The sequence below is a fragment of the Alteromonas sp. M12 genome (genome assembly GCF_037478005.1).
Classification (GTDB): domain Bacteria; phylum Pseudomonadota; class Gammaproteobacteria; order Enterobacterales; family Alteromonadaceae; genus Aliiglaciecola; species Aliiglaciecola lipolytica_A.
In genome coordinates this window covers 725763-746435 of sequence record NZ_CP144164.1, presented here as the reverse complement: position 1 = coordinate 746435, position 20673 = coordinate 725763, and the positions used below count along the sequence as shown (strand labels likewise).

Genomic DNA, 20673 nt, shown 5'->3' with positions numbered 1-20673 from the left:
ATTTAAACAATGTTACGAATATAATTTTGATAAATTCGGCAAAAATAGGAAAGTTAAGTTTACTATGAGAGAACTAAATGATTAATTTATTGATTAGTAGCAAAGATGCAATTGACTATGTAGAGCATATTGAACGGGCTAAAATAGCTGATCTCAGTATTCAAATTTGCCCCAAAGATCCGGCCTTAATTTCCGACGCTCACACTATTGATGTAGTGCTAGGCGAGCCTAATCTGTGTATTGATGTTTTACCCCATTGCCCAAATGTGAAGTGGATTCAATCGACTTGGGCAGGCATAAAACCGTTTTTTGATTCGGCTCCCCACGATTTTAAATTGACTGGTGTAAAAGATATTTTTGGGCCGCAAATGCGTGAATATGTGTTCAGTTATTTGCTGTATTTCGCAAGAAGAATTCAAACTTTTAAAGACTTGCAGACAAATCGAAATTGGACGCAACCCCTTTGCGCTCCTTTACAGGGAAAAACCATTGGTATTCTGGGTATGGGTTCAATCGGTACAGAAATAGCGAAAACTGCTAAACACTTTGGAATGCACGTCATAGGTATTGCACAAAACATACGACAATTGGATTTTGTAGATGAGTTTTATCAACTTAATCAGCTTCAAGAATTTGCCCATTCATTAGACTACCTCGTTGTACTATTGCCACATACAGATAAAACTGAAAAGTTAATAGACAAAGGGGTTCTGTCATTATTAAACCACCAATGCATATTAATAAACGCAGGTAGAGGCCAAGTTATTGATGAGAATGCGCTGCTTCATGCTCTTTCACATAATCAATTACAGGCCGCGGTTTTAGACGTTTTTATTAAAGAACCATTAGCTGAAGATCATCCGTTTTGGGGTTTAGACAACCTCTATATCACCCAGCATACTGCGGCGATTTCTAAACCAGACGAAATATCTAAAATCTTTCTGCAAAATTTGCGCTTATTTAATCGAAACGAAAAACTAATAAATTTAATCGATTGGGAAAAAGGCTACTAATAACTCAATTGTTTCCGGTAAAATTACAACTGACTATGGTTATTAAAGATGACTATATTAGTGTAAATAATCATAAGTGGCGTCCTTATACTTTGATATGCTGTATTAAACCTATACAGAGAATTATTAAGTGGTTTAAGCATCACGGAGGATGCAGAAATTATGATTACTCATTCTGCCCCCATAAAAAAGCGTAGTGCTGAAGAAAGCATTATCCTTACTCTCAGCGGCGCAAGTACGATCGGCGTATTGCCTTTTGCTATCTATCGAATCATGGAACAAGATTGGGCTGTCGCTTGCTTAGATCTATTTGCGGTATTCGCAATAGGTTCTCTTTTTGTTTATGTTTACCGAACTCATCAGACCCTGATACCTGGCCGCATACTAGCTTTTGTTGCCATGTTTGTTGTGTTTGTAACTATATTGCTCAAAGGTATAAGTCAATTGATGTGGATTTTTCCAGCATTGACCGCCATATTTTTCTTATTACCTGCAAACATGGCTGCGATATACAGCTTGGTGATTTTACTCTCTATCGGATATGTGCTGCGCGAACAACTCACTGTATTTTTGGCTTTAGAGTTCTACGTAACAGCAATAGCGACTTTACTATTTAGTTATGCATTTGCAGATCGCATGCGCAAACAGCAACAACAATTGACCGAGCTGGCCACTAGCGATCCGTTAACCGGAGCCGGCAATAGACGAGCAATGGAAGAAAAATTATTAGATGTGATTGCGTTTCAAAGAAGAGAACAAAGCTTACCTGTTTCCCTTATATTGATGGATCTAGATAACTTCAAAAAGGTCAATGATGCTTATGGTCATGCTAAAGGCGATGATATTTTAAAGGCATTTGTGGAAACCATAGAAAAGCGCATTCGCTCTACTGATAAACTGTATCGGTTTGGTGGCGAAGAGTTTGTGATTATTGCCGAAAACACCCCTCTCAAAGATGCAATCAAACTAGCGGAACAGTTTCGCTTTGCTATTGAAAATGAAGGTTGGTTAGCTAAACACAATATTACAATTTCAGTAGGCACAGCCAAATACGAGCCCCACGAAACTGCTTTTGAATGGTTGGGTCGTGCTGATCGGGCGATGTACCAAGCAAAGGATTTGGGCCGAAATAATTGCTGTGTCGCATAAAAACAATCGATTGAGATTAGTTTGTGGGATATTTTGAAATAGATTTTTCTCCCACTCGTTTACCTCATCTAATTAACCTTTAGTTATTGCACATGGCACTCAATAAGATCAAAATGTCACATCTTCTCATTTACGATTAATAAAGATAATTTCATGGCACCTCCACCGGAAAGTAAACCCAACTTCATCACAAAGTATCTAAATAAGATGGAATTATTTGGCTGGTTATTGTGTGCATCCTCAATGTTGACCATAGTATTTGCTAAAGAACTCAATCCGCAAATACTGCCATTTGCTTGGATAGGCGCAATTCTTGGTGCTGGCATCATTGGCTGGGGGGCGGGCCAAAAACACAAAAGAAAGTAAGCAGCACCAGCCAGTTTAGAGTTAGTACTTACTACCTACATATACACAAATTATTCAAGCATTGATTAAATATCAGTTGTGCTTAAATTTGTACACTCCAGAATGACAAAGAAAATAATCGCTACTTTGTTCTAGACTATTAATAATGCAGAATCAGAATTCCATTGCTAAATACTAGTATCACCATGGGTTTTAGTGATATAAGTCTGTGCATATTCATATGCGCTATTTAATCCATAGTTTCTCAACCAGGTGTTTTGATTTTTTTAACACCAATATTGGATTTATCTTGTACCTAACTTCTGCTTCTTATAAGGAAACATTTATGCCTTCGCAACTTAACGATGTTATTCAAATGTCCCCAGAAAAACGGCATGCCTACTTGTTAACTCAGGTAACAATCAACCAAAAAATTTGGATCCTCACTGACGAGCATGGCTGCGTTATGCTTAATAGTGAAGATGAGGACTGCGTGCCAGTATGGCCTTCTGAAGAATTTGCTGAATATTGGGCAACGGGTGATTGGGCACAATGCACACCTAAAGCGATTCCATTGCAAGATTGGTTCGAGCGCTGGACTGGCGGTCTAGAGGAAGACGGGGTAAATATTGCAGTTTTTCCAAACCCTGATGAAGAGGGAATTGTTGTTTTTCCAGATGTTTTTGATTCTGAATTAAAACAAAGAAGTCAGTCTAAATTAAACTAAAGTTAACTTTGATAAAACCTATCATTAGAGTGAGGCGCAAGGCCTCACTCTAGATAATCTATCTCAGCAAATTCGCGATTCCCAAATAATGATTATTCAATTGCAGTCCGTGGTTTGGGTAAATATGCTCGTAAATTATCTTTAAACGCCAACATGCATGGTGTTAATACTAGTGTTAACACAGTCGCAAAGGCTAATCCACCAGCCACTGCCGTAGCTAACTGAGACCAATATTCAGTTGATGGACCACCAATATCAACATTGCGCCCCATGAAGTCGATATTAACACCCATTACCATTGGTAATAACCCGAGAATGGTCGTCACCGTAGTCATCATTACGGGTCTTAAACGTTGTGCTCCTGTGCGCAATATTGCCTCGGTCGTTTTTAGCCCTTCACTTTTTAATATGTTGTAGGTATCAATCAACACAATATTATTATTCACCACGATCCCGGCTAGGGCGATAACACCCACTCCAGACATGACTATGCCGAAGGGTTTCTGGAATATAAGCAGACCGAGTACCACACCTACAATTGAAAATAATACCGCACTCAAAATTAAGAAAGCCTGGTAGAAACTATTAAACTGCGTCACTAAAATAATAGCCATAACAAACAAAGCTATCAAAAATGCATTGAGCAAGAATGCTTGGGACTCTTCTTGTTGCTCATTTTGGCCTTTAATTGTGATCTCTACTCTGGGATCTATATTCAACTTAGGTAGCTGCTCCCGTAGCTCAGGCAAAGCAATGCTTAATAACTCGCCAGGTACCATATTCGCTTCAACTTGCAACACACGTTTGCTATCCACATGACGAATTAAATCGGTTTTCAATTGGGCAGTGCGTTCTACAAAATTACTTATGGGTACCAGACCATTTGCTGTTTTTAATCTCAATTCATCAAGCTTACCAATGTACCTGTCAGTGCGCGGAAATCTAACCCGAATATCTAATTCATCATCCACGTCATCTGGTCGATATTCCCCGATTCGTAAGCCTGTCGTCACAAATTGTACCGTGTTACCCACTAAGGTAGCATCAGCGCCAAACCTTGCAGCATCACTTCTATTAACTTTCAACTGCCACTCAATACCGGGCTTTGACGCAGTGTCACCGATAGACGTAAATTTCGAGTTCGCATCTAACGCCTTACGAATTTTTAATGCCGCATCATTCAATAATTCAGGGTATCGAGAAGATATTTCAATTTGTAAATCTTTACCAGACTGAGGCCCTTCTTGGTCAGGTGCGACTTCTATGTCGAGCCCAGGCATATCTCCAATTCGTTTTTCTACGTCAATTAAAACCTCATCTGAGTGGGCTCGTAAATGCCAGTCGAGAAGGTTCAACCGCAGCGTTCCAATTTGATCTTGACCACCAGAACGAGAATACAAAGTATCGATTTCAGGCATATCAATTAACTTTGCTTCCACTTCTTTGATGATATTGTCTTTTTCGTAAACCGAATAATCACCGGTAGATCTCACTGTGATGTTCACGCCTTGACTATCGGCCTTTGGAAAAAACTCCACGCCTAAGCCTGATGAAATATATAAAGTAAAAATCACTAGACCAAAAACAACAGCAATTGATAAACTTTTTAAAGGGTGAGCAATGGCCTTTGATAAAAATCGAATGTAACCACCGGTGTATCCATCAAGTGCAAGCAGATCGCCGTGTTCAGCTTGTTCAAGTTGTTGTCTGGTTTTCTCACTGATATATCGAGGTTTACCAAAAGCGGCTCCTAAAGTTGGTACAAATACCAATGCCATTAACAGTGATGCGGTTAATACTGCTATCAGGGTAAAAGGTAAGTACTTCATGAACTCACCCATAATACCCGGCCAGAACATTAACGGAGCAAACGCGGCTAACGTCGTAGCGGTAGAGGCGATTATTGGCCATGCCATGCGCAGAGCTGCGTTTTTGTAAGCACTTTTCTTGTCTTGACCTTCGCTCATGCACCTATCGGCATATTCTGTCACCACTATGGCACCATCGACCAACATACCAACAGCCATAATTAGAGAAAACAAAACCACCATGTTCAAGGTATAGCCAAACAAGGAAATAACCAAAATACCGGTTAGAAAAGAACCTGGTATAGACACGCCCACCAAAAACGCGGTGCGCACGCCTAATATAGCAACTATTACTATAGCCACTAAGACTACTGCACTGGTGACATTATTCTGTAGGTCACCGAGCATCGTATTTATGTTTATTGACTGGTCGCCTGTGTATGTAACATTCACACTATTCGGCCAAATTGAAGACCCTTTGGCTTGCTCCACAAAGGCTTTGACTTTTTCCACGGTAATCAGCAAGTTCTCACCCGGACGTTTTTTTATTTCAAGCGACACTGAGGGATGAGAATCTAAACGAGCAAAGCCTGCCGGATCTTTATAAGAACGGCGCACCTGAGCTACATCTTCAAAGGTGATCACTCTGTCACCATCAACTTTTATTGGCTGTTCCAATACGTCTTTAACCGTTTCAAAAACCGACGGAACTTTAACCGCGAAGCTACCAACTCCGGTATCCATAGTACCCGCAGGTACCAATCGGTTGTTGCGAGATAAGAGGGTTAAAATTTCACTTTGATCAAGCCTGTAAGACTCCAACAACAAGGGATCGACAATAATTTCCACTAAGTCTTCACGGTCACCACCAATGTCCACCTCAAGCACTTCAGACAGTCCTTCAAGTCCATTTTGTAGTTCTCGGGCGGTGGTTATCAGTGCTCTTTCAGAAACTGGGCCAGACAGCACCACCGTCAAAACGGCCTGCTGCCCCGCCATTGTAATTTCGTGAATCGTTGGCTCTTCTGTCTCTTCTGGGAGTTTCGCGCGAGCCACTGTAACTTTATCGCGCACATCTGCTAACGCTTCTTTGGAATCAAAACCAGCAACAAATTCCATAGTAATACTGGCGAAGCCCTCGCCTGCTGTTGCTTTCATTTCTTTTAAGCCGTCAATGGAGCGTAATTCCCTTTCCATTGGTTTGACGAGCATTCGCTCAGCGTCTTCCGGCGCAATGCCATCATGGACAATCGAAACATAGATGAAGGGAATAGGTACATCAGGATTTGATTCTTTGGGAATATTTAAATAGGTTACTGCACCAGAGACCAGCAAGAGTACAAAAATCATTAATACTGTGCGCGTGTGGTCGATGGAAGCGGATATAATATTTTTCATAGGAAATAATACTGCTATTTTTCAGACATTGAGTCGTCAACAATTTCTACTTTATCGCCATCACGAACAAATCCTTGCCCTCGGGTAATAATGCGCGCTTTTTCACCTAATCCTGATAGCCAGACACCTTCACTGTCACTCTTAACAATATCGATTGGCACAAACTTAACAATGTCACCTTCAACGGTTTTAACACCTAAATTACCTTGTTCGTCCAAAGCCATCACCGCTGGCGTAATCTTAATTGCCCAATCTTGTTGCAGTGGTATTTTTAATTCTGTGCTCATTCCTGCCAACAATGCACCGGTTGGATTAGCCACTTCAACTTCTAAGTTAAATGTATTGGTACCGGTATTTGAAATACTGGAGATATAACGAATTTTCCCTGAAGCAGTCTGCCCTGTAGTAAGTCTGCCACTTGCCTGCTGACCAAGGTGAATTTTTTGAATCCAGTTTTCAGTCACATCTGCGGAAATAACCAAAGGATCTAAATCAACCACAGTAGCAATGGTATCGCCATCTCTGAGTAAATCGCCAATTTCCACTTCACGGCTATTCAGTATTCCATCGAAAGGCGCAACAATAGTGGTTTTAGTTATCGCCAATTCTAGGCGCTCTATTTCTGCTTTTGCCAGCTCTACATTGGCGTCAGCTTGAGCCAAAGCAGATTGCGATTGGAATCCTTTTTTACCCAAAGACTGCGCGGCATCCAGTTCAATTTCTCGCTGTTTTAAAATCGATTTCGCCGAGCGCAAGAGTGCATTAAGATCATTTCCATCAATGCTCAGAATCTTCTGCCCCTGCTTTACCGCCTCTCCTTCCTGCACAAAAATGTCAATGACTTGGCCCTTAATTTCCGAGCGCAAAGTAGCAATTCGGTCCGGTTCAGTGCGACCGTAGACGCTCACTTCGCGACTGACTTGCTGGGCATAGAATGTGTCGACCTTAACTTTGGTCAATGATTCTTCGGCTGACTCTTGTTTGCTTTCGACTTGCTCATTTAGAAGATGTCCAGAGGCAACCCATAAAGATAAAAGTATGAAAATAAACAGCGCTATCCAAGCCGGTTGGCGTCGAATTTTAGTTAGAACATTTGACATTTTATCTCCTAGTCCGATAGAACCAACGTTACTACTGCTAAACTGATACTGCCAACTTTAAATCGTATCGAAATGTGAACGACTAGGAGTGACATTCTAATACTCAGTTTATGAACGAATAAAATCACCTATGAATACGTTAAATAAGCAACAAAAGTTTTTGAACAGACACAAAAAAGCCAGCTTGAACGCCGGCTTATTGTAGTTATTAGTTGCTTGATTAAACGCTAAAAGAAGAACCACAGCCGCAGGTAGTTGTGGCGTTAGGGTTGTTGACTAAAAATCGAGACCCTTCCAGCCCTTCAACGTAATCCACAGTCCCACCAACCAAATACTGTAGGCTCATAGGATCAACGACCAAGGTGACTTCGTTTTTATCGATAGTCATATCGCCTTCATTTACTTTTTCATCGAACGTAAAACCGTATTGAAACCCAGAGCAACCTCCTCCAGTGACATAGACCCGTAGTTTCAGATTTGGATTCTCTTCCTCTTCTATTAACGTACGAACCTTTGCGGAGGCGGCTTCAGAAAATTCAATTGGCACCGCCATTTCTACCGACATATATTACCTCTACCTTTGCTAACAGGGGAAATACCCTATTTATATGCTAATTATCTAATACCTGAGTAATCTAATCAACTATTCTGTGCTGGTTTGTAAAGTTTCTATATTCCAATCAAAGGTTCTTTCCAATTCGCCGCGTTTACGCTTGAATTGAAAAATTTTAGTTTTCACCAATATTTTCTCAGGTGAAAAGTTTTGTGGTAAGATCATTTCCCCTTGAATAGTTTGGAAGTACTTGAAACTAAAGCTTAATTCAGATGATTCTTGGGTGACAAGTTCGGATAAACTATATTGTTTAGGTTTACCCGCTTCACTGCCAATTATACTTACCTCGATTGAACCTTTTACGACATTTTTAATTTTGTCTTGCTGCATTAACACCAGTTCAAACCAATATGCTCGGTCACTGAGGGACTTTTTAATTTCGAATGCCTCAATCACAAAACCATCTTGCTCCAATTCAGGGGCCATGACTCTTTGATAAAATTGGATTTCTTCTTTAAGTTTAGCTTCATTAGCTAACCCTTGCTCAAGCATCTGCTGGGATTTTTTAACCGCCAATCTTTGTACTTCCAACTCTACGCCAAGAATATTTAACTGTTTAGTTAAACGTTGATTATCAAGTGATAGGTTTTCCATTGTATGTTCAAGGGTGCTGATTTTTGCATTTTGGCTTTCAAAGTGCGAATTGCCGTACATAAATGCAAAATATGCCGTGCAAATAAACAAAATCAGCAATACTGTATAAAATTTAAATGCACTCCACGTTTTACGAATTTCATCAGGTATCACTACGTATTTTTCCTAAAATAATTTTATCATTGTTTACAAGCACTTGTGGTAAGCTAAATTTGGCCTAAGGGTGCAACGGAAAATCAATACAGAACACCATTATTACCCATTGAAAGTATAAGCCCAACAGATAATGACATTAAAATCTTTCAGACAGGAATTAGCGAATCCTCGCACATCAATTCAACTATGTATATTAGGCATAGTGGGTGGGATGAGTGCTGCATCTTTAATTATTGTATTTCGACTCTGTGTTGAGTGGATACAGTTATCTTTTTTAGAAGAATTAAACCGCTATTCTGACTTAACGCCAATCGCACGTTTTGCATTGCCTATAGCTGGCGCCCTGCTGATTATCTTGTTTGCCTTTCTAACTGGTTTTAAACACTATCGAATGGGGATTCCATTCGTTATTCACAGACTTAAACAACGATACGGACATATTCCTTTTCGCACCACAATTAATCAATTTTTTGGTGGCATGATAGCGTTGGCCAGTGGATTTGTTGTTGGTCGAGAAGGTCCTTCTGTGCATTTAGGAGCGGCTGGCAGCAGTTTCATTGGACACGGTTTAAAATTACCCTATAACAGCATTCGTATTTTATCCGGTTGCGGAATCGCTGCGGGGATATCTGCATCCTTCAACACCCCTTTTGCAGCCGTTATTTTTGTTATGGAAGTGGTACTTCGAGAATACCGTATACATTTATTTATTCCAGTGATGTTAGCCGCGGCTTGCGGTTCATTAATGACGAGGGTGGTGTTTGGCCAAGTCCACGAATTATCCTTTTTATCATTTCAATATATCAACCATTGGCATTATCCGTATTTAGTCATTTTAGGCATTTCTTTAGGCTGCCTTGCCACCCTATTCAATAATCAATTAATGAATGTCATTCGCCTATTTAGACCGGTAAAAATGATTTGGCGAATTTTAATAGCTGCACTGATAACTGCAATATTCGGCTATTTTTTACCTGAATCTCTAAGTGCAAGTTTAGATACCACACACTCGTTCGTAAGTGGTGAGACTACAGGTATGTTAATCGCCATATTAGTTGCCAAATTTATATTAGCTTTGGTGGCAATAGGCTTAGGTGTTCCCGGCGGGCTTATTGGTCCGGTATATGTTATTGGTATGCTGGCTGGCGCGGTGTTAGCTATTCCTTTGGGTTTCGTTTTATCTGAAAGTATTGATTACAATAATAGTTTTGCTTTACTGGGTATCGCAGGCATGCTCACCGCAGTATTACATGCACCACTTGCGGCCTTATCTTCAATTATGGAATTGGCTTACAACGCCGACGTAATTTTACCCGCTATGCTGGTCATAGTGCCCGCTTATGTCACATCTACACAGCTATTCGGAAATCGTTCTATATTTATCCGTCAGCTGGAATATCAAAAACTGTCTTTCACGATATCTCCAATTCGTGAAGCATTACAGAAAACCGGTGTGTTGGCGGTCATGGATACCGAATACAAACTATTTATTGATGCGCCAGATAAACACATAATGGAATTTTTAGACACATCACCGAATCATCCTGTTGTGCTGCGGTCTTCTTTTGAAATTGACGTGCAGTATTCACTGGTACAGTACGAATTAAGTTTAAATCACAATAGTGCACCATTGGCATATTTCGATATGGAAGGTGTGCCTAGCCAATCTACGTTGGCGGAGGTATACGAAATATTGCAAGTGAATAGAGATGGCGCTGTCTACGTATACGAGACAACCCCCTCAAGTATTGTCGGCGTGATTACGTGGAATACGTTACGTAATTATTTACATCAAGAAAAGTTCTAATCAATTTAAGAAGGTAAACAATGTTGTTTTTTTGGATAAAAGCGCTCCACATATTTTTTATGATTGCTTGGATGGCAGGAATTTTCTATTTACCTAGATTATTTGTTTATCACGCGCAAACAAACAACCAAGACGTACGGGATCAGTTTAAAGTAATGGAACGAAAACTATGGTTTTTCGTGACCCCATTTGCGCTCCTTACCCTAATTTTTGGCGTTATCTTAATTTATATGCACGGTAGGGAATGGTTTGCAGTATCAATGTGGCTGCACGTTAAATTAAGCTTAGTAATCTTAGTTTACGCTTATCACGGTTATCTTTATTTGCAGATGAAAAAATTCGCCAAGGATATCATTCCTCATTCTTCGCGCTTTTATCGTTTCTTAAATGAAGCCCCTGTTATAGTGCTTTTTGCAATCGTTGCTCTAGCCGTGTTGAAGGCGTTTTAACCATTAAATAAGTTTAAATTTAAGATTAGATTTGCTTTCAGTTGTATCATTAGCCAATATATAGGTAGGGAAATTTTTTAATCGGGAATAAGACAATATGGATGTCAGCAATCGGCAACTCGCCTTACTTTTAGATAAAACGGATTCCACATTCAAACTACTTCGTGATAACCCAAGTTCAGTTGAATATAGCAACGCTTACGAAGAAGCGAAGCAAGAGCTGGACTGCTATCTAGACAATATCCGCGACTCACTGAAAAAAAAGTACAAAGATTTTTAGGCTCGTAGATAGATTCGAGCACACCATCGAACATACCACCGCATTTCATCTCTCTCTGCCTGTCATGCTGCATACGAATATATACCTATAACAAAATACTATGCATTTTTAATTTACAAAATCCACTATCAACTCCTACAATGTTAACCAGGTTAATAAAATGTTAACATAGTTTACATATAATTTTAGGTTCTAAGCTTGAAATAATAATTGGAGTCGATTTGAAACGGTTAGTTATTTTATTCGTAATTTGGTCTTGCGCACTATCTGTTTTCGCAAAAACGCCATTGTCGTTAGAAGATTTAAACCAAATTCGAAAAGTTAAAACAGTCACATTTTCACCGGATGGAAGGCTGACGGCTGTCACCCTGAATTTACCGGATGATAGCTATGATGGTATCGATTTAGTGAGTTTGAGAGAGCTGTACGTGGTTTCCAAGAGAGGAAAAATATCGCCTGTGATTTCCGGCGGAAGACCAATGGGACATGTAAGATGGAGCCCCCAGAGCGACGCGCTATATTTTTTAGCCAAAATGCAAGATGACCAAACAGTTTCCCTTTACCATATCGAAATTGGAGACACTGACCCCATAAAAATTTACAGCGCTGATACTGATATCAAGGGCTTTGATGTTAATGAACAAAATGATGCTGTGATCATTTGGGGTTACTCAACTCCTGATCATCAACAACAGTTATTAAATGATGTTGGATTCAACGCAACCGTATTTGATGAGTCTGCTAGAAACGCGTCTTTATGGCGGCTAAGTTTAGAGAACCCGAGTAAGAAGGCACGCCTACTTTACAATGATAGCCACGTGTTAAGTGCCAAATGGATTCCGCGCTCAGAACAAATATTGCTACATCACTCACCTTCTTCACTTACCGATGATGTGGTAATGGAAAGTTCAATATCGGTATTAAAGCCAAATGGGCAAATGCTGATAACCAATTCTCATCGGGGAAAGGTCGGAGAAATGAGTGTTTCTCCTGACGGAAGCCATTACGCTTTCATCGGTGGAGAAGATCTGTCTGACCCCGCTGAAGGTAGGCTTTATCTGAGCCAAGTAGTATCTGAAACCCCTATTGATATATTACCTGACTTTGATGGACATGTTAGCGCTGTTAATTGGTTTAATTCTTCAACTGTTGGTTTTATTGGCGCTCAAAACCTGACTACTTTCATTGGCAATAAGGACATAGAAGATCTAGCCGGTTCATATCGAGTTCGAGTCAAACATGATGGAAAGATTAGTGCACTGAGTGTTGATAGCAAAGGTTACAACATTGCATACATAGCCGATTCCCCTGAGCATCCTGCCGAGCTGTTTTTAAAAACTAAACACAGTAACAAAAGAATGACCAACTCCAATGTTTGGCTGAAAGATAGAATTTTGCCTAAACAAATTGAGGTTTCTTATACTGCCAGAGATGGTACTGTTATCGATGGGATTTTGGTTGAACCAATTGACGATTCCGCCCCCACCTCATCAGCGATTATTTTTGTGCATGGAGGTCCAGAAGACCATTTTTCTCTGGGTTGGAATAACCGTTACTCGTATCCCGTTGCATATGCTGCTAGCAAAGGTTTTTATAGTTTCTTACCAAACTACAGAGGGTCAACTGGCAAAGGCGTCGCCTTTTCAAAGTTGGGTCAAAAAGATTATGCCGGTGCTGAGTTTAATGATCTGTTAGATGCCCGCACCTTTTTAATCGAAAATTACGATGTGGATCCGCAAAGAGTAGGTATTACAGGTACATCATACGGCGGCTATGCTGCTGCATGGGCAGCAACCAAACAACATAATTATTTTGCTGCGAGTGTGGCGGGTATGGGTGTATCCAATCAAATTTCCAAATTTGGGACAACTGATATTCCATCAGAAATGCTCAAACAGCATGCCTTAATAGCACCTTGGCAAGACTGGACTTGGTATTTAGAACGAAGCCCAATTTATCACACTCAAAATGCCACAACGCCACTTTTGTTGTTACACGGAAGCCGTGATACCCGTGTATCTGCTAACCAATCTAAAGAGCTTTATCGCTATTTTAAATCCAATGCAGATGCGCCAGTTAGGTTAATACTGTACCCGAATGAAGCCCATGGCTTGGCGTTAGCGCCAGCAAAACTAGATTACAGTATGCGTTTGATGCGCTGGATGGATCATTTTGTAATTCAACAAAATAAGTCGAAACCCAATCAACAACTCCCTCACCCTGATCTGCCGGAACCAGAACTCCAAAGCGAGTGAGCCACATAAAGATCCATTTTCATCAATTTAGCGTATGAATAGCCTAAGCCAGATACACCAGTTAAGTTTACTTGGTGTATTTGGTTTTTCTAACTTCCACATAATGTTATGATGTTGGGCTACTTAACGAAATTTGGCATTCTGAAAAATCAGAATAATGCAAACGAGACCACTAATAAATGTCACAAGAACTACAAGATCATTATGCAAGCATTCTCCAACTTTTAGGAGAAGATACCACTAGAGAAGGTTTGGTTGATACTCCAAAAAGAGCAGCGAAAGCAATGCAGTTCTTAACGGATGGGTATGAAAAAGACATTCAAGGCGTTGTGAACGGAGCCATTTTCGAAGCTGATACAGACGAAATGGTTATCATCCAAGATATCGAGTATTACTCTTTGTGCGAACATCATGTGCTGCCCTTCATTGGACGTTGCCATATTGCATACTTACCAGATGGTAAAGTGCTTGGCTTGTCTAAATTCGCACGAATAGTCGACATGTTTGCTCGCAGATTGCAGATACAAGAAGGACTGACCAAGCAAATTGCTGATGCGGTTTTGGAAGTCACTGGTGCTAAAGGCGTTGGCGTTGTCATGGAAGGTAAACATATGTGTATGATGATGCGTGGAGTGCAAAAACAAAATTCGTCAATGATCACCTCGGTGATGCTTGGTTCATTTAGAACTTCTCAAGCAACTCGAAATGAATTTTTACGCTTAATCGGCAAATAACCAGTAACCAGCATTACTTGAGCTAAAATTAAGGCGCTTTTTAAGCGCCTTTTTAGTGCTTTGCCAATTGCTTTGATTTACATATCGAGTTCTTTTAGTTTACGGGTTAACGTATTTCTGCCCCAACCAAGCTTTTTAGCTGCATCTTGTTTATGACCGTTAGTATATTGTAAAGCTCTTTCCAACATGATTTTTTCAAAGTCATGGGTGGCTTCATCTAAAATATTCTGACGACCAGAGTGAAGTTGTTTATCAGCCCAGCTAGCCAGTAGCGTTTTCCAATCTCCTTCCTGATTAGCAGATTGCGTACTGGCAGGTTGAGTGCTAATTTCTGGCGGTAAGTCATTAATTAAGATTTCTTGACCACTGGCCATTACCGTTAACCAACGGCACATGTTTTCCAATTGGCGCACATTTCCCGGCCATGATAACTGTGAAAGCACATTGGCGGCTTCTTTACTAAGCGACTTCGCATCCACTTCTAACTCTTTCGCGGCACGACTCAGGAAATGCCTTGCTAACAAAGGTATATCTTCTCGACGTTGAGCCAAGGTCGGAATATGAATTTTAATCACGTTAAGACGGTGGTAGAGGTCTTCGCGAAACTTTCCATCTACAACACGTTGTTCAAGATTTTGATGAGTAGCGGCAATGATTCTTACATTAACGCTAACTGGATTATGCCCGCCTACTCGGTAAAATTGACCATCGGCCAATACGCGCAATAATCGGGTTTGCACATCCAACGGCATATCACCAATTTCATCTAAAAATAGAGTCCCACCATCCGCTTGCTCAAACCTTCCTTGGCGTGCAGATTGCGCGCCTGTAAAAGCCCCTTTTTCATGGCCAAACAATTCAGATTCGATTAGATCTGCGGGAATAGCAGCCATATTCAACGCGATAAAGGTGTTGGCTTTTCGAGGGCTGTGGCGATGCAATGCTTGAGCAACTAGTTCTTTACCTGTTCCTGATTGTCCGTTGATCAAAACACTAATACTAGATCTTGATAGCCTTCCAATGGCACGAAAGACCTCTTGCATTGCTGGCGCTTCACCAATAATTTCGGTGTCTTTAACTTCTGGTTCTGCTTGACGTTGTGAGTTTTGTTCTCGCGAATGAGCCAATGCGCGCTGGACTAAATTCACCGCTTCATCGATATCAAATGGCTTTGGTAAATATTCAAACGCACCACTTTGATAAGCATTAACAGCGCTGTCTAGATCTGAATGCGCGGTCATAATAATGACTGGAATATCAGGAAAGTGACGATGCACTTCTTGCAATAACGTCATGCCATCCATTTGTGGCATTTTAATGTCAGAAACGATTACTTCTGGTTGTTGTCCTGAGTGTAACTGCAAAAGTAAATCTTCTGGATTCTCAAAACTAAAACAGGGAATTTGCGCCGACTGCAACGCTTTTTGTAACACCCAACGAATCGAGCTATCGTCATCTACGACCCATACTGGTTCAGCGTTCATTGATTTACGTCCTTTTTCTCTATCGGTAAATAAATTTTAAATGCGGTGTGACCTGGCCAACTTTCAACATCGATCTTGCCTTTATGATGATCCACCAAAGATTGTGCGATGGACAGACCTAAGCCTGTTCCGTTTGATTTCCCTGTTACCATTGGATAAAACAAGGTGTCTTTAAGCTCTACTGGGATCCCGGGACCATTGTCGATAATCTTGATTTGTGCAACTAACGGGTATTTCACGCCGTGTATGGTAAATCGGCGTTTAATTCTGCTACGAATAATAATTTCAGGCTCATCATTGCTTCCGTCTAAAGCCTGAATACTATTAGTGACAATATTTAACACCGCTTGCTGCAACATATCTTGGTCTAAAAACAAGTCAGGGATACTGGGGTCATAATCCCGTTCAATAACGATATTATGAGTGGCATCCAGCTTCACTAAGGTGCGAATTTTCTCTAGTACTTTATGTATGTTCACCCATGCAAAATTGGGCAAAGAATTAGGACCTAACAATCTATCGACCAAATTTCGCAATCTATCTGATTGGCCAATAATAACTTGAGTAAACTCTTTTAACTCAGGGCTATGTAATTCTTTTTCGAGCAATTGAGCAGCCCCACGTACACCACCAAGTGGATTTTTGATTTCATGGGCTAAGCCGCGAATTAACTCTCTAGCAGCTTGAAGTTGAGCCCATTGTTGACTCTCTTGACTGATTCTCTTCTGCTGATCTATCACTTTCATTTCCAGCAGAAGTGCTGGTTTTTGTTCAAACTCAAATGTCGTAACAGTTACATCTGTTAATACATGTCGACCGTCGGAAAAAGCAAATAAAACTTCGCCATCAGAAAATCCTTGATCTCGGTCCATTGCATCCTCTAACCGCGCAAAGGTCACGCTGGAATGAGACACAAACTGAGTCAATGGAAAACCAAGTAATTGATTTTCGCCAAACTCAAGTATCGACTGCGCAGCCAAATTGACGTAGCGGATTGAGAGGTTCTCATCCAACACCAATACAGCGGTGGCTAAGCTTTCCAAAAGGTATTTAAATTGTTCACTCAAAGAATTTCATCCAATAACATTGTTGCACCACATCAGTGCACAACATTAACTTGTTAAAGTCAATGTCAATTAAGAAGCATGCTACAGGCTTCTAAAACGTTTAATTTGGATTGATCAACGTCGAGGCCTGATGCATGTAAAACACTCTAGGCTTAGACAATGCAAGGATCTTGCCTGTATGGTGAATAAATTTTACTTGAATTGAATGTTCTCCCCGCACTACATTCTGTAGCTGAAAAGAAGGGGCTGGACTTGTCTGTACTAACTCACTATCTAAATAAATTTCGAACTTACCATTGCCCACAGGTTCGAGCCTTGCTGAGACTAGAACCTTACCTGAATTGTGACGAATTGTTTCTTCCTCAGCAGGAGATATTATCTCAAGTTGATAATCAGGAAATTCTAAACGACTTTTTTTAACCTGCTTATTGGCTACACCGTTTAGCAAAGAAGGCATAACAGCACTATTAGCATCCTCTAGATCGAGTTGCACAGCACCACTTTGCGGAGTGTCAGTATAAGTAACTGAGCCGTCCGCATTAATCACTTTGTATAGCTTCTCACCATTGGCGGTGACAGCAAACAATAACAGAGAAACAACAATGGTTTTTTTCATACTGTAAAGTGTAGCCTTTTCGACGACAAAAAAAAGCCCGCAATAATGCGGGCTGGTATAAAAAACAATAACTAAAGCAATTAACAGCTGTAGTACATGCCAAATTCAACTGGGTGAGTTGATGAATTAAGTAACTGAACTTCTTCAGTCTTAAGCGTAATATACGCATCAATCATGTCGTCAGTCATAACGCCACCAGCAGTTAGGAATTCACGATCACTATCCAAAGCTTCAAGGGCTTGCTCTAAAGAACTTGCAACTGTAGGGATATCTGCCGCTTCTTCTGGAGGAAGGTCATAAAGATCTTTATCCATTGCATCGCCAGGGTGAATCTTGTTTTTGATTCCATCAAGGCCGGCCATTAACATTGCAGAGAATGCTAAATATGGGTTAGCTGTTGGGTCAGGGAAACGTACTTCGATACGACGAGCGCGTTCGCTAGTCACATGAGGAATACGGATAGAAGCAGAACGGTTACATGCTGAATATGCCAACATTACCGGAGCTTCGAAGTGAGGTACCAAACGCTTGTACGAGTTAGTAGATGCATTAGCGAATGCATTAATCGCGCGAGCGTGCTTGATGATACCACCAATATAGAACAACGCTTCTTCAGACATACCTGCATATTTATCACCAGCAAAAACGTTTTTACCGTCTTTACTAATTGATTGGTGACAGTGCATACCTGAACCGTTATCACCTACTAGAGGCTTAGGCATAAAGGTCGCTGTTTGACCATAAGCATGTGCCACGTTATGTACTACATACTTATATATTTGAATTTCATCTGCTTTTTTAACTAGTGTGTTAAATAAACAAGCGATTTCGTTTTGACCGGCAGTAGCAACTTCATGGTGATGCGCTTCAACAGTTAAACCCATTTCTTCCATAACCAAGCACATTGCTGCACGTGTGTCATTTGAGGAATCAACTGGAGGAACTGGGAAGTAACCACCTTTAATGCCTGGACGGTGACCCATGTTGCCACCTTCGAAATCAGCACCTGAGTTCCAAGAAGCTTCTTCTGCGTCAATTTTGAAGAACGAACCTGACATATCAGTGTGATATTTCACATCGTCAAACAAGAAAAACTCTGGCTCTGGGCCGAAATAAACTTCGTCACCAATTCCAGTAGATTTTAAATATTCTTCCGCACGACGAGCTACAGAACGAGGATCTCGGTCGTAACCTTGCATAGTTGAAGGCTCAAGTATGTCACAACGAATGTTAATTTGAGTTTCTTCTGCAAAAGGGTCTAGGACAGCAGATTCTGGATCAGGCATAAGCACCATGTCAGATTCATTAATGCCTTTCCATCCAGCGATAGAAGAACCATCAAACATCTTACCTTCTTCAAAGAAGTCTTCAGTTACTTGATGAGTTGGGATAGAAACGTGTTGCTCTTTACCTTTAGTGTCGGTAAAGCGTAGGTCAACAAATTTCGCTTCGGTTTCTTTGATAAGGTCTAAAGCCTTTTCTACTGACATTGTGTCCTCCTGAATATAATCAAAGATTATGGTGTTTTTCAAACTTGCAATACTAGTTGCTGAACTAAGCGATTTTCATGCCATATGCATGATGACCCTAAAATGCCTATTCTATCGTTGAAATGGTGAATTATAGACTCATAACCCACCACTTTCTGCACCACCATGAAGCATCTCCGTCCAATGTGGTGCATTAGTTATTACCTACAACAACTAGTATGCTCAGATTAACCTAATAACAATTAGATAGATGTATTATTTTGATATTTGCTATTACTAACTAATTATCAAAATTGTGCACCTTTATTAAAATTTCGCACCAAGCCACAGCCAAAGTTTATCGGTATCAACCCGGCCGCTCTCACCAGAGTAGGCTGCGTACTTAATTCCCATAGAATAGTTGGCTGATATTTTATAGGCATACTGTAGATCAATTTCACTTCCAAGGTCATCAACAGACTCACTAGCATCATCGGCCTCAAAGTCGTGATAAGTCGCGGTCAAGCTTCCACCAGCCACTTGACCAGATAAAGTCACGGATAAATCCACTAATCCCTCTGCTGGTGTGCCTAAAAAAACATCAGCCCAACCGTTAAACTTATGAAGGGTCGCAAGAGGTGTAGAAAATCCGTAATTGCCGTCATCAGAGCCTAACACTTCATAACCAACTTTTGCAGTCACTCCTGAAAATACACCACCGACTTCTAACATCAAATAATCTGCATCAAAACTAGTGGTGGCTGAATCACTGCTTTGTGTGGCGTATTCAGCTGTATAAATAATCTTGGTATCGGCAACTGAACTGTCGCCGGAAAAGCGAATACCAAAAGTATCTAGAGAATTTTCCACATTATTATCTATCTCTAATAAATATCCATAGGCCGTTATTTTCCCCAAAGAAGAATTATATGAGGCATTTAGTAGGTGATCTTTAGCATCAAAATCAGCCGCCTCAGCAAAAATTCTATTTCGCTGGGTTAGATAAGCATATTTTAAAGAGACCGCTTTTGCTGGGCTATAGTTCACGCTAATACCATCAAAGGTTTGGCGATCCTGACGCCAACCTACGTGTCCGATAAATCGGTGATTATCCATGGTAATAACTTGGCGACCGAGTTTGGCTGTGAAATTGTCTTTGGAGTACTGAATATATCCTTGATCCAATTCTGTGTGCTCAGGGTCTGCAATCACAGAATACATACCGGAGTTGTAACCTGTTGGTCCAACAGTATAGTCCCCTTGCCCCAACACAATGCGAGTATCTTCCACTTCAATCATTGCGGAAAAATTCTTATAGCTAGCCGATTTGTAGCTTAATAATGTGCGTAAGGTTAACGCACTTGCATCTTCAACTGCATTGTCTTGATCAACCGATTCATAACGCAGGTTAAAATTAACCCCAGCGGTGCCGCTTGTCATGGCTTTAGCGATAGATTCTTCAGCATTTACAGAAGCACTAGAAACGCTCAATAAAGCGACTGCTACAGCAACGTTAAGTGTTTTTTTAGTCATAGTTTTCATCATCTTCTCTCTTATTCCAGACATGACTTCGCCGAGACCTTCGACTCGCTATTAAATTTAATGGCTA

The 20673-nt window shown here is 40.6% G+C and carries 18 protein-coding genes; 9 read left to right on the top strand and 9 right to left on the bottom strand.

The window, feature by feature from the left end; translation table 11 throughout:
- Positions 1 to 77: 77 nt before the first annotated feature.
- The 4 genes from VUI23_RS03145 to VUI23_RS03130 all read left to right on the top strand — a co-directional run bounded on the left by VUI23_RS03145 (position 78) and on the right by VUI23_RS03130 (position 3234).
- The gene (locus tag VUI23_RS03145) at positions 78 to 1013 is read left to right on the top strand and encodes a D-2-hydroxyacid dehydrogenase (RefSeq protein ID WP_342806782.1); all 936 of its coding nucleotides are present in this window, start codon (positions 78 to 80) and stop codon (positions 1011 to 1013) included.
- A gap of 162 nt (positions 1014 to 1175) precedes the next feature.
- Positions 1176 to 2162, top strand: coding sequence for a GGDEF domain-containing protein (locus tag VUI23_RS03140; RefSeq protein WP_216049698.1), 987 nt, complete (start codon positions 1176 to 1178; stop codon positions 2160 to 2162).
- A 153-nt stretch (positions 2163 to 2315) separates the two neighbouring features.
- A complete protein-coding gene (locus tag VUI23_RS03135) occupies positions 2316 to 2528 on the top strand; it encodes a hypothetical protein (protein ID WP_216049697.1) in 213 nt (70 codons plus the stop codon).
- 325 nt (positions 2529 to 2853) lie between these two features.
- On the top strand, positions 2854 to 3234 hold the full coding sequence (locus VUI23_RS03130) for a DUF2750 domain-containing protein (RefSeq protein WP_216049696.1): 381 nt from the start codon (positions 2854 to 2856) through the stop codon (positions 3232 to 3234).
- A gap of 92 nt (positions 3235 to 3326) precedes the next feature.
- Here the strand turns inward: VUI23_RS03130 and VUI23_RS03125 are convergent, their stop codons facing one another.
- The 4 genes from VUI23_RS03125 to VUI23_RS03110 all read right to left on the bottom strand — a co-directional run bounded on the left by VUI23_RS03125 (position 3327) and on the right by VUI23_RS03110 (position 8900).
- Positions 3327 to 6440, bottom strand: coding sequence for an efflux RND transporter permease subunit (locus tag VUI23_RS03125; protein ID WP_216049695.1), 3114 nt, complete (start codon positions 6438 to 6440; stop codon positions 3327 to 3329).
- Between the two features lie 14 nt (positions 6441 to 6454).
- Positions 6455 to 7540 (bottom strand): efflux RND transporter periplasmic adaptor subunit, encoded by a 1086-nt coding sequence (locus VUI23_RS03120; RefSeq protein WP_342806780.1) that lies wholly within the window; start codon positions 7538 to 7540, stop codon positions 6455 to 6457.
- A 220-nt stretch (positions 7541 to 7760) separates the two neighbouring features.
- The gene (gene erpA, locus VUI23_RS03115; protein WP_216049693.1) at positions 7761 to 8105 is read right to left on the bottom strand and encodes an iron-sulfur cluster insertion protein ErpA; all 345 of its coding nucleotides are present in this window, start codon (positions 8103 to 8105) and stop codon (positions 7761 to 7763) included.
- A gap of 78 nt (positions 8106 to 8183) precedes the next feature.
- Positions 8184 to 8900 carry a DUF6776 family protein gene (locus tag VUI23_RS03110; protein WP_216049692.1) on the bottom strand — a complete coding sequence of 239 codons (717 nt, stop codon included), beginning with the start codon at positions 8898 to 8900 and terminating at the stop codon, positions 8184 to 8186.
- 133 nt (positions 8901 to 9033) lie between these two features.
- Here VUI23_RS03110 and VUI23_RS03105 point away from each other — a divergent pair, with 133 nt between their 5' ends.
- From VUI23_RS03105 to folE, 5 genes are all read left to right on the top strand, one after another.
- On the top strand, positions 9034 to 10710 hold the full coding sequence (locus VUI23_RS03105) for a chloride channel protein (RefSeq protein WP_303501216.1): 1677 nt from the start codon (positions 9034 to 9036) through the stop codon (positions 10708 to 10710).
- Positions 10711 to 10730: 20 nt separating this feature from the next.
- Positions 10731 to 11159 carry a CopD family protein gene (locus VUI23_RS03100; RefSeq protein ID WP_216049690.1) on the top strand — a complete coding sequence of 143 codons (429 nt, stop codon included), beginning with the start codon at positions 10731 to 10733 and terminating at the stop codon, positions 11157 to 11159.
- Between the two features lie 97 nt (positions 11160 to 11256).
- Positions 11257 to 11439 (top strand): hypothetical protein, encoded by a 183-nt coding sequence (locus tag VUI23_RS03095; RefSeq protein ID WP_216049689.1) that lies wholly within the window; start codon positions 11257 to 11259, stop codon positions 11437 to 11439.
- Between the two features lie 221 nt (positions 11440 to 11660).
- Positions 11661 to 13694, top strand: a complete 2034-nt coding sequence (locus VUI23_RS03090; protein ID WP_342806778.1) for an alpha/beta fold hydrolase — start codon at positions 11661 to 11663, stop codon at positions 13692 to 13694.
- Between the two features lie 179 nt (positions 13695 to 13873).
- Complete coding sequence (gene folE, locus VUI23_RS03085; protein ID WP_216049687.1) at positions 13874 to 14428, top strand: GTP cyclohydrolase I FolE; 555 nt, start codon at positions 13874 to 13876, stop codon at positions 14426 to 14428.
- Positions 14429 to 14505: 77 nt separating this feature from the next.
- Here the strand turns inward: folE and glnG are convergent, their stop codons facing one another.
- The 5 genes from glnG to VUI23_RS03060 form a co-directional block, all read right to left on the bottom strand.
- Positions 14506 to 15912, bottom strand: a complete 1407-nt coding sequence (gene glnG / locus VUI23_RS03080) for a nitrogen regulation protein NR(I) (protein ID WP_342806776.1) — start codon at positions 15910 to 15912, stop codon at positions 14506 to 14508.
- Positions 15909 to 16979, bottom strand: a complete 1071-nt coding sequence (gene glnL, locus VUI23_RS03075) for a nitrogen regulation protein NR(II) (protein WP_216049685.1) — start codon at positions 16977 to 16979, stop codon at positions 15909 to 15911. The genes glnG and glnL overlap by 4 nt, the downstream gene beginning before the upstream one ends.
- A 100-nt stretch (positions 16980 to 17079) precedes the next feature.
- A complete protein-coding gene (locus VUI23_RS03070) occupies positions 17080 to 17595 on the bottom strand; it encodes a DUF4124 domain-containing protein (RefSeq protein ID WP_216049684.1) in 516 nt (171 codons plus the stop codon).
- An 80-nt stretch (positions 17596 to 17675) separates the two neighbouring features.
- On the bottom strand, positions 17676 to 19085 hold the full coding sequence (glnA, locus tag VUI23_RS03065; protein WP_342806774.1) for a glutamate--ammonia ligase: 1410 nt from the start codon (positions 19083 to 19085) through the stop codon (positions 17676 to 17678).
- A 306-nt stretch (positions 19086 to 19391) separates the two neighbouring features.
- Positions 19392 to 20630, bottom strand: coding sequence for an alginate export family protein (locus VUI23_RS03060; protein WP_252729344.1), 1239 nt, complete (start codon positions 20628 to 20630; stop codon positions 19392 to 19394).
- Positions 20631 to 20673: the final 43 nt, after the last annotated feature.